Source organism: Streptomyces sp. NPDC005728 (assembly GCF_040630895.1).
In the GTDB taxonomy this organism is placed as follows: domain Bacteria; phylum Actinomycetota; class Actinomycetes; order Streptomycetales; family Streptomycetaceae; genus Streptomyces.
On sequence record NZ_JBEXYL010000099.1, the window covers coordinates 1 to 12,702 of the forward strand.

The 12,702-nt window shown below is 72.0% G+C and carries 11 protein-coding genes and 1 pseudogene; 4 read left to right on the top strand and 8 right to left on the bottom strand.

What is annotated here, in order from left to right:
- Window positions 1-96 precede the first annotated feature (96 nt).
- Both ABZ471_RS39120 and ABZ471_RS39125 read right to left on the bottom strand, forming a co-directional pair.
- Window positions 97-468 (bottom strand): hypothetical protein, encoded by a 372-nt coding sequence (locus ABZ471_RS39120; RefSeq protein ID WP_359073491.1) that lies wholly within the window; start codon window positions 466-468, stop codon window positions 97-99.
- A gap of 13 nt (window positions 469-481) precedes the next feature.
- Window positions 482-1,663: a PP2C family protein-serine/threonine phosphatase gene (locus tag ABZ471_RS39125; RefSeq protein WP_359073455.1), complete on the bottom strand. Its 1,182-nt coding sequence runs from the start codon at window positions 1,661-1,663 to the stop codon at window positions 482-484.
- 163 nt (window positions 1,664-1,826) lie between these two features.
- Between ABZ471_RS39125 and ABZ471_RS39130 the strand changes: the two are divergent.
- Window positions 1,827-2,037 (top strand): annotated as a pseudogene (locus tag ABZ471_RS39130) (hypothetical protein); the annotation flags it as partial.
- 11 nt (window positions 2,038-2,048) lie between these two features.
- On the opposite strand, the gene ABZ471_RS39135 reads toward ABZ471_RS39130, so the two are convergent.
- From ABZ471_RS39135 to fae, 5 genes are read right to left on the bottom strand one after another with little or no spacing between them, the layout of a single operon-like run.
- Window positions 2,049-3,218, bottom strand: coding sequence for an iron-containing alcohol dehydrogenase (locus tag ABZ471_RS39135; protein WP_359073456.1), 1,170 nt, complete (start codon window positions 3,216-3,218; stop codon window positions 2,049-2,051).
- Window positions 3,219-3,273: 55 nt separating this feature from the next.
- On the bottom strand, window positions 3,274-4,209 hold the full coding sequence (locus ABZ471_RS39140; protein WP_359073457.1) for an NAD(P)-dependent oxidoreductase: 936 nt from the start codon (window positions 4,207-4,209) through the stop codon (window positions 3,274-3,276).
- A gap of 53 nt (window positions 4,210-4,262) precedes the next feature.
- On the bottom strand, window positions 4,263-5,783 hold the full coding sequence (locus tag ABZ471_RS39145) for an aldehyde dehydrogenase (RefSeq protein ID WP_359073459.1): 1,521 nt from the start codon (window positions 5,781-5,783) through the stop codon (window positions 4,263-4,265).
- On the bottom strand, window positions 5,780-6,892 hold the full coding sequence (locus ABZ471_RS39150) for a mandelate racemase/muconate lactonizing enzyme family protein (RefSeq protein ID WP_359073461.1): 1,113 nt from the start codon (window positions 6,890-6,892) through the stop codon (window positions 5,780-5,782). Before ABZ471_RS39150 ends, ABZ471_RS39145 begins: the two co-directional genes overlap by 4 nt.
- Window positions 6,889-7,476 carry a formaldehyde-activating enzyme gene (gene fae / locus ABZ471_RS39155; RefSeq protein WP_359073463.1) on the bottom strand — a complete coding sequence of 196 codons (588 nt, stop codon included), beginning with the start codon at window positions 7,474-7,476 and terminating at the stop codon, window positions 6,889-6,891. Before fae ends, ABZ471_RS39150 begins: the two co-directional genes overlap by 4 nt.
- Before the next feature lie 201 nt (window positions 7,477-7,677).
- Between fae and ABZ471_RS39160 the strand changes: the two genes are divergently transcribed.
- From ABZ471_RS39160 to ABZ471_RS39170, 3 genes are all read left to right on the top strand, one after another.
- Window positions 7,678-8,475, top strand: a complete 798-nt coding sequence (locus ABZ471_RS39160; RefSeq protein WP_359073464.1) for an IclR family transcriptional regulator — start codon at window positions 7,678-7,680, stop codon at window positions 8,473-8,475.
- Between the two features lie 148 nt (window positions 8,476-8,623).
- Window positions 8,624-10,102, top strand: a complete 1,479-nt coding sequence (locus tag ABZ471_RS39165) for an NAD-dependent succinate-semialdehyde dehydrogenase (RefSeq protein ID WP_359073466.1) — start codon at window positions 8,624-8,626, stop codon at window positions 10,100-10,102.
- Between the two features lie 48 nt (window positions 10,103-10,150).
- Complete coding sequence (locus ABZ471_RS39170; protein WP_359073467.1) at window positions 10,151-11,521, top strand: MFS transporter; 1,371 nt, start codon at window positions 10,151-10,153, stop codon at window positions 11,519-11,521.
- An 82-nt stretch (window positions 11,522-11,603) separates the two neighbouring features.
- On the opposite strand, the gene ABZ471_RS39175 is transcribed toward ABZ471_RS39170, so the two are convergent.
- Entirely contained in the window at window positions 11,604-12,593 is a 990-nt protein-coding gene (locus ABZ471_RS39175) for an aldo/keto reductase (RefSeq protein WP_359073468.1), read from the bottom strand.
- Window positions 12,594-12,702: the final 109 nt, after the last annotated feature.

Here is a 12,702-nt window from a genome sequence, read left to right on the forward strand (position 1 = left end):
GGGAACGCTTCACCGACGACCAGAAGCGGCTGATGCTGGAGACCGTCGACGCCGACGCCGACCGCGTCACCCGGCTCATCGCCGAGCTGCTGGACGCTACGCCCTGCCCGGATGATCGCGGTTGTTGCAGGCGTCGTCCACCTCTTCGCCGGTCCACGGCGCGGCCACCGGGACGAGCGCGAGAGCCTGCTTGCAGAGGTTGGTGGCAAGAGGGTTCCGGTGGGTGTGGATGGCGCCCTTGGTGCCGGGGCCGACGGTGCTGTCATTGTCGGCGTGGGCCGGGGCTGCGAGCGCGAGACCGGTCATGGTGAGCGCGGCGAGCGCGCTGATCTTCTTCATAGCCGGGTCAACGACATCAGATTCGATCAGGTCACGCCGCATGTCGTCACCCACGCCCGCGCCGTGTCCGACCGCCGAGAGCCCGTCCTGGGGGCCCGGGCGCGGGCCGCGCAGCCCGGGCACGCGCACGCCCTCCGGGACCTCACCCCGTTGGGGACCGGGGCCCGGATCCGTGCCGCAGGCTCTCGGCACCGACCGTCCGGCCGTGGTGGTGGCGACGGCGGTCGACGGGGGTCCGGTGCAGGGCGATGAGCGCGGCGTCGTCGTCCAGGCGGCCGCCCACGTGGGCAAGCAGGTCGCGCCGCACATGGTGCATCAGCGCCTCCGGACTGTCGTCCGTCCAGCGCGCGACCCGCTCCGCCAGCGGATAGAAACGGCCGCGCGCGTCCCGGGCCTCGACGACGCCGTCGGTGTACAGCAGCAGCGTGTCACCGGGCTCGAAGGAGAACACGTCCAGTGTGTGGTCCGTGGCACTGTGCACCCCGAGCGGCGGCGACGGGTGCAGGCTCGGTACCGAGACCGCGTGCCCCGGGCTCAGCAGCAGCGGCGGGGGATGGCCGCAACTGGTCATCAGGGTGATCTGATCCCGGTCCGGGATCTCCACCAGCAGGGCGGTGGCGAAGCGCTCGCCCGCCTCCTCCGGTGTCTCCAGCTCCGCCGCGTAACGGCTGATGCTCTGGTCCAGCGTGGTGGCCAGGTCCACCAGCGGAATGTTCCGGTGCGCGCTCTCCCGGAACGCGCCGAGCAGCAGGGCCGCCTCCCCGATGGCCGGCAGCCCCTTGCCGCGCACGTCCCCGATCAGAACCCGCACCGTGTCGGCGCTCCGGGTCGCCGCGTACAGGTCCCCGCCGATCTGTGCCTCGTCCTCGGCGGCCAGATACAGCGAGGCGATCCGCAGCGGCCCGATGTGCTCGGGCAGCGGCCACATCAGCACGGTCTGTGCGGCCTCGGCGACCGTGCGGACCTGCGCCAACTGAGCCTGGCGGCGCTCCCGTACCGCGCTGTAGACCACGACCATCACCGAGAGCACCGCGAGCGTGACGATCTGCACGACGTGGTTCGACGTGGTCAGCCCGCCGTGGTAGACGCCGATAATCGCCTGGGCGGCCACCGCCAGCGCGCCGACGAGCCCCGTGGTGCGGGGGCCGGCGAACGAGGGTGTGAGTGCCGGGGCGATGACGAGCGCCGGACCCAGATGGATGCTCTCGGGGGAGCGGATGTCCACCACCGTGATCACCACGATCAGCGCGATCGGCAGCAACAGCAGCGCATGCGACGACTGCCAGGGCGATCGCGGACCCGCACCCTTCAGCCGGGGCCTCATGCCTATAAGAGTGCGCCCGGACGCGGCGCACGTCACACGGAGGAGTCGGTGCGGGCCACGCAGAGTACCCGAAGGGCCCCGGAGTGTCCGGGCCTGCGGGGGTGTCGGGTGCCTGAAGGGAGCGGCCATGACGCACAACGGGGAGGACAGTCGTTCGCGCTGGTCGGCAGCCCTGCGCGAGGCCCGTCTCCAGGTGCGCACCTCGCCGGGGGACCGGCTGCTGAAGGCCGCCTGCGCCGGGCAGGACGTCGACATCATCTTCCAGCTCGCCCACCAGCCCGTGACCGAGGACATGCTCGGGCGGGGCGCAGTGCCTGCCGGTCGACTCGGTGGGCATGCCCGTCCTCTCCCTGACCGATCTGATCATCAGCCTGATCGGCGCCCCTCAGCGCACCGGCTCGTACACCCTCGTGAGGATCTCCAGCACCTCCGCCTCCTCCGGCAGCCGCGGTGCGTTCTTGGTCACCGCGTCCGCCAGCGCGCCGGCGGCGATCGCCGGGAGCAGTGCGCGGTCGGCGCCCAGATCGCGCAGCGGGCGCTTGACGTCCAGCGCCCCGGAGATCTCCCGTACCGCCGCCACCGCGGCCCGGCCCCAGTCGCCGTCGGGCGGCGGGGCCACCCGCATCGCCCGGGCGACCTGCTCGTACGCCTCCCGGGCCGCCGGCGCGCTGAACTCCATGATCTCCTCCAGGACCGCGGCCAGCGCGACTCCGTGCGGGGTGCCGGTGTGGGCCGTCAGCGCGTGTCCGATGCCGTGGACGAGGCCGAGTCCGGACAGGGTCAGGGCCTGGCCCGCGAGATGCGCGCCCATCATCAGCTCGGCGCGCGCGTCCAGATCCGTGCCGTCCCGGTGGGCGAGCGGCAGGGCACGGCTGACCATGCCGACCGCCTGCGCGGCGTACGCCACGGAGAACGGGTTCGCGCCGCGCGAGGCGAGCGACTCGATGCCGTGGACGAGCGCGTCGATGCCGGTCGCCGCGGTCGCAGCCGGCGGCAGGCCGAGCGTCAGCTCCGGGTCGAGCAGGGCGACGCGCGGCTTGACGGACGGGTGGCCGATGTACACCTTGCGGCAGGCCGCGGCGTCCTCGATGACACCGAAGCCGTTGGTCTCGGCGCCCGTCCCGGAGGTGGTGGGAACCGCGATGAGGGGCAGCCCGTCGGCCGCCTCCCACAGCCGGTCCGCGTCGGCGGCGGCCGCGTCCGGATTGCCGACCAGCAGGGCGATGCCCTTCGCGGCGTCCAGCACCGAGCCGCCGCCGAGCGCGATGACGACGGCCGGACCGAAGGCGCGGGCGCGGGCGGCTCCCGCGTCGACGTTGCCGGTGGACGGGTTCGGCGCCACCTCGTCGTACACGGCGTACTCCACGTCCGCCGCGTCGAGGATCTTCAGGACGCGCTCGGCGACACCGGCCGCCCGCAGGCCCCGGTCGGTGACGAGGAGGGCACGCTGGTGGCCGGTGGCCGCGATGAGTTCGGGCAGCCGGTCGATGCGGCCGGGGCCGAACTCGACGCGGCAGACGGTGTCGATGCTGACGTGGGCGGGGCGGTCGGTCATGGGTGCGGCTCCTGAGCGGGTCGTGGGGGCTGGCTCCTGAACATGCCGGAGGGCTTCAGACCGGCAGAGCCGCGCTGTCGAGCGCGGCCGCGGGATGCGGCAGCCTGAACTCCCGCCCCGCCAGCGCCTCGTAGAGGCGGACCGGGGTCATCTCGCCCGCGAGATCGCCGTGCTGGGCCTTGGCGCGGCGGTAGATCTGCTCGACGAGTGCCGACAGTTCCGTGGAGACACCGAGGTCGCGGCCGAGGTCGACGGCGAGCCCGAGGTCCTTGCAGGCCAGCGCCATGGCGAAGGAGTCGTCGTAGTCGCCGTCGGCGAGCACGCACATGAGGTCGTTCTCGAGGAAGTTCGACGCCGCCGGGGACGCCAGCAGGGAGTTGCGCAGCACGCCCAGGTCGACGCCCGCCTTGACGCCCATCGCGAGGACCTCGCTGGTGGCGACCAGGTGGCTGAACCACAACAGGTTGATCATCAGCTTGACGGTGTAGCCGGCGCCCGGCGGGCCGACGTGCAGGATGCGGTCCGTATCGCCGATGGCCTCGAAGACGGGCAGCGCGATACGGAAGTCGTCGTCCGCGCCGCCTGCGAAGATCTGCAGTGTGCCCGCCTCGGCACCCCGGGCCATCCCGCTGACCGGCGCGTCCAGCCGCCGCACACCGCGCCCGTCCAGTACCTCGGTCGCGACGCGCTCCGCGGCCGCCGGCGTCGACGTCGACATGTCGATCCACAGCGCGCCCTCGGGCAGCGCCCCGGCCGCCCCGCCGCGCAGCAGCACGTCCTCGACGATGCGCGGGTCGGGCAGCATGGTGATCAGGAACTCGGCATCCCGGGCGCAGTCGGCGGGGGAGTCCGCCCAGCGCGCGCCGAGGGCGAGATGGTCCACGGCGGACTCGGGCCGGGTGTCGTGCACGGTGACCAGATGTCCCGCGTGGATCAGGTGCCGGGCCATGTGGCGTCCCATGTTGCCCAGACCGATGAAACCGATCCTCATCAGGTGTCCTCGCTGAAGTGAGAAGAGACGGGGGAGGGAGGGGGACCCGCGGTTCAGGCGAGGCTGATCCACGTGGTCTTGAGCGCGGTGTACGCGTCCAGCGCGTGCAGGGACTTGTCGCGTCCCGCGCCGGTGGCCTTGAAGCCGCCGAACGGCGTGATCACGTCGCTGGCGTCGAAGGTGTTGATCCACACGGTGCCGGCCCGCAGCCGGCGCGCGGTGCGGTGGGCCACGGTCACGTCCCGTGTCCACACGGAGGCGACGAGCCCGAAGTCGCTCTCGTTCGCGAGCCGTACGCCCTCCTCGACACCGCCGTCGTAGGACACCACGGCGAGCACCGGGCCGAAGATCTCCTCCTGCCCGACGACCGAGGTGTTCGCCACCTCGTCGAGCACCGTGGGCTCCAGATAGCTGCCGCCGGTCTCGGACAGGACACGGCTGCCGCCGAACAGCACGGTGGCGCCGTCCCGGGTGCCTCGCTCGATGTAGCCGAGGATTCTGGCGAGCTGGGCCTCGTCGACGATCGGGCCCAGCACCGTCGCCGGGTCGAGCGGGTCACCGACCCGGAAGGTCTCCGCGGTGATCCGGCGTACCGCGGCGAGGAGTTCGTCCTTGGCGGAGGCGTGCACGACGACGCGCGAGCCCGCGTTGCAGGTCTGTCCCGCGTTGTAGAAGATCCCCCAGGCCACGGCGGAGGCGGCGGCCTCGATGTCGGCGTCCGCCAGGACCAGTTGGGGCGATTTGCCGCCGGCCTCGACGGCGACCTGCTTGCCGTTGGACTCGCCCGCGTACACCTGGAAGAGCCGGGCGACCTCCGCCGAGCCCGTGAAGGCGATCTTGTCGACATCGGGGTGCCGGCCGAGCGCCTGCCCGGCGACCTCGCCCCGGCCCGGGACCACGTTCAGCACCCCGTCCGGCAGCCCCGCCTCGGTGGCGAGCGCGGCCAGCCGCAGCGTGGCGAGGGAGGTCTGCTCGGCGGGCTTCAGCACGACGCTGTTGCCGGTGGCGAGCGCCGGGCCCAGCTTCCAACTGGCGATCAGCAGCGCGTAGTTCCACGGCACGACGGCACCGACGACACCGAGCGGCTCCCGGGTGATCAGCGCGAGCGCGTCGCCCGGCGTCGGCGCGACCTCGTCGTACGTCTTGTCGACGGCCTCGGCGTACCAGGCGATCGTCTCCGCGGCCTTGGCCACGTCCACCCGCAGCGACTCGGTGATGGGCTTGCCCATCTCCAGTGTGTCGAGCAGCGCCAGCTCCTCGGCGTCGGCGCGGATCAGCTCCGCCCAGCGCAGCAGGATCCGCTTGCGCTCCTTGGGTGCGAGGTCACGCCAGCGCCCGTCCTCGAAGGCAGTGCGAGCGGACCGTACCGCCCGGTCGACGTCCGCCGCCGAAGCGGCCCGCACTTCGGTCAGTACCCGGCCGTCGCGCGGCGAGACGCTAGCAAAGGTGTCGCCGGAGGTCGCGTCCGTGAACGCGCCGTCGATGAAGGGGCGGGCCTCGAAGACGAGCTTGTCGGCCGCCGCCCGCCACTCGTCGTACGAGCGGCCGAGCAACTCCTCGATGGTGTAGGTCACTTCACCCTCCAGCGGTCGATCGCGTCCTCGTCCAGTTCGACACCGAGACCGGGCCGGTCCGGCACCTCGAGACATCCGTCGGCGTCGACCCGCAGCGGCTCGGCGAGCATGAAGTCACGGCGCTCGGGGGTCCAGCCGGGCGGGTCGTAGGGGAATTCGAAGTAGGGACCGCCGCCGACACCCGCCGAGACGTGCAGGTTGGCGAGCACGCCGATGCCGTTCGTCCAGCTGTGCGGAGTGAACTGACGGTGCTTCAGCTGTGCCAGTTCGGCGAGGGTCCGGGCGCGGTGCATGCCGATCGCGAGCACCACGTCCATCTGGTAGATGTCGAGCGCGTCCTCTTCGAGGTAGCGCAGCAGCTCGGTGGGGGAGTGGTGCATCTCCCCGGCCGCGATGCGCACCCCCGGGTTCTCGGCACGCAACCGCTTGAAGCCGTCCAGATCCGCGTACGGCAGCGGCTCCTCGACCCAGAACACGTCCAGCTCCGCGAGCCGGGCGACGATCTTCCGGGTCTTGGCGAGGTCGGACGCGTGGGCGGTGTCGCCCGCCATGCGCCAGGACTGGTTGAGGTCGACCATGATCTCGAAGTCGTCGCCCAGTTCCTCGCGTACGGCCCTGACCGCCGCGATGCCGTCCTCGACGCGGTTGCGGTCGATACGGATCTTCATCGCCCTGAACCCCGCTGCTCGTACCTTCAGCGCGGTCGCGACCCGCTCCTCGGGCGACTTCAGCTCTCCGGAGGAGGCGTAGGCGGGCAGCTTCTTGGCCGCGTTGCCGAAGAGTTCGGCGACGGGACGGCCGTGCACCTTGCCGATGACGTCCCACAGGGCCGCCTCCAGCGGCCAGTAGTAGGCGCCGTGGAAGTTCGCCGTCTCGATGGCCTTCACATGCCGGGTGATGTCGAGCGGGTCCTCGCCGACGAACAGGTGCCTGTAGCCGTCGAACCCGTCCATGAGGTCGCCGGAGCCGATGCCCGTGACGCCCTCGTCGGTGTGCACGCGCACGATCGTGGCGTCGAAGTGGCGACGCGGCTCGGGGTCCCAGGCCGCGCGGAAGGGCGGGTCCAGCTCCAGCCGCAGCCGGTCCAGCGTGATGTCGGTGATCTTCAACGCGCCACCGCCCCGGGCGCGGAGGCGGCGAGCACCTCGGGGGCGGGCGTGTAGAAGGGGTTCGCCGGACCCTCCTCGGCGGCGGCCAGGACGTCGGCGACCGACGGCGTCCGCGTCACGGCCGCGCGGATCGCTCCGTACGCGGCGGTCCGCTGGTTCCGGAAGGAGAGGTCCAGGTCGTCGACCGCCGGGTTGACCCACACCGCCGCGATGACCAGCAGCTCTTCCACCTCCTCGGCCGGGATCAGCCCCTCGGCCACCGCGTCCGCGACGCCCTGCGCGAGGCCCGCCTGGGCACTGCCCCAGGTGGCCCGCTGGTGCGGCTCGCTCCCGGCGGCGGCCTTGGTCACGAACAGCGTCAGCGGTTTCACCGGCACCGACGGCCGTACGACGGTCACGAACGGCACGTGCCCCGCGCTCGGCGTGGCCAGCGCGGTGGCCCAGGCCGTCTCGACCGGGCCGCCCTTGCGGCCGATCACGACGTTGGTGTGCGCGGCGTTCGCGCCGGCACCGACGAAGGACTCGCCGATCAGCGCGTGCACGGCGAAGCCGGGTGGGCGGGAGGGAGAATCCGCGGCGGACATCGGAGCTCCTGGACCTCGGGGATGGGGGACGGCGGGCCTGGGACGAACCTCGCATTCGGAGCAGTTCATCCGGCCCGATGCGGCGAATCTAGGTCCGGCGCCGGGGGTCGGCAAGGCGGTCGCGGGAATCGAAATGCCGGTTGCTCTCCTGACAACTCCTAGGCTGACCTGGGGGTTCTTTTGCCGCACGACGCGCCTAGGATGACGCGCGTGACGGACACTTCCTCGCCCGCGCGCGGGCACGGCCTGCGCCGGGACATCGATCTGCTGGAGGCCCTCGCCTCCGACGAGGCCCAGCACGCCGGCGGCCTCGGTGTGGTCCGGCTGGCCCAGCTGGTGGGCCGAGAGAAGACCCAGATCTCCCGGGCCCTGAAGGCCCTGGCTGCCGAGGGGATCGTGGAACGGGACCCCGACACCCTGGAGTACCGCCTGGGGTGGCGCCTGTTCTCACTCGTCGCCCGTACCTCCGAAAGCCGTCTGGTGCGGGTCGCGGAGCCGGTGATGCACGCGCTGTCGGCCGACCTCGAGGAGACCAGCCACCTGTGCGTGCTCAGCGACCGTGAGGTCCTCACCCTCCTCTCGGTCTCCGGTCACTCCTTCCGCGTCCACGGCTGGGAGGGGCGCGGGGTGCCCGCCTGGCAGACCTCGGCGGGCCGCGTCCTGCTGGCCGACGCCACACCCGACGAGCTGTACGTCCGCTTCGGCACCTCCGGAGAGTTGCCCGTCCCCGAGCTGTGGGCGCTGATCCAGCAGGCCAAGCGGCGCGGATACGCCGGTGTCGACGAGGAGTTCGAGGCGGGCCTGGTCGGTGTGTCCGCCCCGGTACGGGACTTCCGCGGCCGGGTCGTCGCCGCCCTGAACATCTCCGCACCCAAGTCCCGCCTCGGCGAACGCCTGGACGAGGCCGGGCGTACGACAGCGCGGGCGGCGGCGCGGGTGTCGACGCTGCTGGGCTGGGAGCCCCGTCGCACCTCGGCACCGGGAGCGCGGCTCACCTGAGGCCGTACTCCCGACCTTGATCGGGGAGTTGCCCTCACAGCAACCCCCATTGCGATCCGCCGGAGTGGCCTTGTCGGCCGTATGACGCGCTCGTAAATTCACCGCGCATCGGACGGACCCCCGTCCGGAACGGAGAAAAGAGCAGCTCATGAACCTCGCCGGCATCGACGCCCTCGCCAAGGCTCCGCTCGCCGACGGTGACGTGTTCCGCGGCGGCCGCTGGCTCCCGGCCGCCGACGGGCGGACCTATCCCGTGTACGACCCGGCCACCGGCGAGCAGGTGCGCTGGGTGTCCGCGGCCGGCGCCGAGGACGCCCGCGCCGCGCTGGAGGGGGCTCAGGAAGCCGCGGCCGGCTGGCGGGCCACCCCGGCCCGGCGCCGCTCGGAGATCCTGCACGACACCTTCGGGCTGATGCGGGAGCACCGCGAGACGCTGGCCCGGCTGATCGTCCTGGAGAACGGCAAGGCATACCGGGACGCGCTCGCCGAGGTCGGCTACGCGGCCGAGTTCTTCCGCTGGTTCGCCGAGGAGGCCGTCCGTGTCGGGTCCTCCTTCGCGGACGCCCCGGGCGGCGGCTACCGGCATGTCGTGCGCAGGCACCCGGTCGGCGTCACCGCGTTCGTCACACCGTGGAACTTCCCGGCCGCCATGGCCACGCGCAAGATCGCCCCGGCCCTCGCGGCCGGCTGCCCCGTCCTGCTCAAGCCGGCCCCCGAGACCCCGCTCACCGCGCTCGCGGTGGCCGCCCTGCTCGCCGCGGCCGGACTGCCCGACGGCCTGCTGAACGTCCTGCCCACCGACCGCGCACCCCAGGTCGTCTCCGCCTGGCTGGGCGACCAGCGTGTGCGCAAGTTCTCCTTCACCGGCTCCACCGCGACCGGCCGGCTCCTGCTGGAACAGGCCGCGGCGAACGTCGTCAACGTGACGATGGAACTGGGCGGCAACGCGCCCTTCGTCGTGTGCGCGGACGCAGACGTCGACGCCGCCGTACGCGGCGCGATGGACGCCAAGATGCGCGGCGGCGGCGAGGTCTGCATCGCCGCCAACCGGTTCTACGTCCACGCCGACGTCGCCGCCGAGTTCACCGAGAAGTTCGGCGCCGCCATGGCCGCCGTACGCACCGGACCCGGTCTCGCGGAGGGCGTCACTCTCGGCCCGATGATCAACCGGGCCGCCGTCGACAAGATCCGTTCCCTCGTCGACGACGCCGTCGCACGCGGCGCGAAGGTCGCCGTCGAGGGCACCGTGCCCGGCGGCCCCGGCTTCTACCACCCCGCGACGGTCCTCACCGACGTCCCCGACGACGCCCGCATCCTCCACGAGGAGGTCTTCGGACCGGTGGCCCCCCTCTCCACCTTCACCGACGAGGACGAGGTCCTCGCCCGAGCCAACGCGAGCGTCCATGGCCTCGCCGCCTACGTCTACTCCCGCGACGTCGCCCGCGCACTGCGCCTCGCCGAACGCCTGGAGGCCGGCATGGTCGGGCTCAACCGGGGCCTGCTGTCCGACCCGGCCGCCCCCTTCGGCGGAGTCAAGCAGTCCGGCCTCGGCCGGGAGGGCGGCCGCGAGGGCATCGAGGCGTTTCTGGAGACGCAGTACATCGCCCTGGACTGGCCCACCGACTGACCCTTCGTACGTCCCCCGGATCCGCACGTCCCCAGACAAGGACCGCTCATGGCAACGACGCCTGCGACTGAACACCAGTTCGATCTCCCGGACGCTCCACCGCCCCCGGAGCTGCTGCGCGAACGCCGCCGCCTGCACACCAAACTGAAGCTCGCCACGCAGATCGGCGAGGGCATCGACGGCTACATCATCGGCGGCATCGGCATGGCGATGACCGCCCTCACCGCCGACTTGCACCTGTCCACCGTGATGGAGGGCCTGGTCGGCGCCTCGCCCCTGATCGGCATCTTCCTCGGCGGCCCGCTCTTCGGCCGGCTCGCCGACCGCTTCGGCCGGCGCCCCGTGTTCCTCGTGGACATGCTCATCTTCCTGATCGGCTCGGTGCTCCAGTTCTTCGTCACCGACGGCCTCCAGCTCTTCCTCATCCGCCTGGTGATGGGCATCGCGATCGGCGGCGAGTACGCCATCGGCGCCCCGCTGCTGTCCGAGTACGCACCCCGCAAGGGCCGCGGCCGCCTGCTCGCCAGCCTCGAGATCAGCTGGTACGTCGGCTACGCCCTCGCCACGGTCGTCGGCGCCGTCTTCGCCGACGTCCAGGGCGGCTGGCGCTGGACCCTTGCCAGCAGCGCGGTGATCGCCCTGGTCTGCGTGGCCCTGCGCGGCGGCATCCCGGAGTCGGCGCGCTGGCTGCTGAGCAAGGGCCGCCGTGAGGAGGCCGAGGAACTCATCGCCAAGTACGGCATCGAGGTCGACGTCCGTGCCGAGCTGGACGAGAGCGCCATGGGCCAACGCGCCGGGTTCCGCGCCCTGTTCAGCCGCCGGTACCTGCGCAGCACGGTCTTCGCGAGCGTGTTCTGGGCCGCCCTGGTGCTGCCGTACTTCGCCATCGGCACCTTCTGGACCCAGGTCTTCGACGCCCTGAACATGGGCGACAACGCCGTCGCGGCGTTGCTCGTCTACTCCTTCACCGCCGTCGCCGGCGTCACCGTGGGCTGTCTGGTCGTGGACCGCATCGGCCGCCGCAGACTGCTGATCCCGCCCTTCTGGATCACGGCGGGCTGCCTCGCCCTGGTCGCGCTGCGGCCCTCGTCCACGCCCGTCATCGTCGGTGGCTTCCTGTTCTTCATCTTCCTCAACGCAGCCTCCAGCGCGCTGACCGCCGTCTACCCGCTGGAGGTCTTCCCGACCTCCCTGCGCGCCACGGGCGTCGGCTTCGCCACCGCGATGAGCCGGGTCGGCGCCGCCATCGGCACCTTCCTGCTGCCGATGGGCCTGGACCACTTCGGCGCCCGCTTCGTGCTCTTCGCCGGCGCCGCCGTCCTCGCCGTCGGCGGACTGGTCTCCCAGTTCCTCGCCCCGGAGACCACGGACCTGGACCTGGCGACGGCAGCCCGCACGGCCCGCGAACCGGCGGCCTGACCGGGCCGCCGGCCCACGGACGCGCTCGTACGACGCGCAGGGTCCCCTGCCCGCACGGCAGGGGACCCTCATGGCGGCGACGCTAGCGGTTCACCGACCGCATCCCGGCCTCGTCGTAGCGCTCGCCCGCCGCCTCGGGCAGCTCCGCGTCGATGCGGGCGAGGTCCTCCTTGGTCAGCTCGATGTCGACCGCGGCCGCGTTCTGCTCCAGGTAGGTACGGCGCTTGGTCCCCGGGATCGGGACCAGGTCCTCACCCTGCGCCAGCACCCAGGCGATGGCCAGCTGGGCCGGGGTCACGCCCTTCTCCGCGGCGATCTCCTTCACCTTCGCCGCCAGCCGGAGGTTCGCCTCGACGTTGGCGTCCGTGAAGCGGGGGCTGGTACGGCGGTAGTCGTTCTCGTCCAGCTCGTCGGGGGAGGAGAAGCGCCCGGCGAGGAAACCGCGGCCGAGCGGCGAGTAGGGGACGAAACCGATGCCGAGTTCCCGGCAGGCGGGCAGCACCTCGGCCTCCACGTCCCGCGACCACAGCGAGTACTCGCTCTGCACCGCGGTGACCGGATGGACGGCATGGGCGCGCCGGATGGTCTCCGCGCTCGCCTCGCTCAGTCCGATGTACCGGACCTTGCCTTCGGTGACCAGCTCGGCCAGTGCGCCCACCGTCTCCTCGATGGGCACCTCGGGGTCGACCCGGTGCTGGTAGTACAGGTCGATGCGGTCCGTGCCGAGCCGCTCCAGCGAGCCGTGCACGGAGCTGCGGACATGCTCCGCTGAGCCGTCCTGCCGGCCGATCGTGCTCATGTCGCCCGGCACGGCGTCATCCATCCGGTAGTTGAACTTGGTGGCGATCACGTACTCGTCGCGGTGTCCCCGGATCGCCTCGCCCACCAGCGACTCGTTGGTGAGCGGGCCGTACAGCTGTGCGGTGTCGAGGAAGTCGATGCCGAGTTCCAGGGCACGCCGGATCGTCGCGATGCCCTCGTCCTGGTCCGTGGTGCCGTAGAAGGCGGACATACCCATGCACCCGAGGCCGATGGCCGATACCTGGAGGTCCCGCAGACTGCGCTGTCGCATGTCGTGTCCCAGCCTTTCCTGCACGATGGATCGTCATTGCCGACGGCACGAAGCCCCTCATCCATCCAGCGACGGATTGCGGCACCCGGCATCCCGTGGGGGAAGCCGG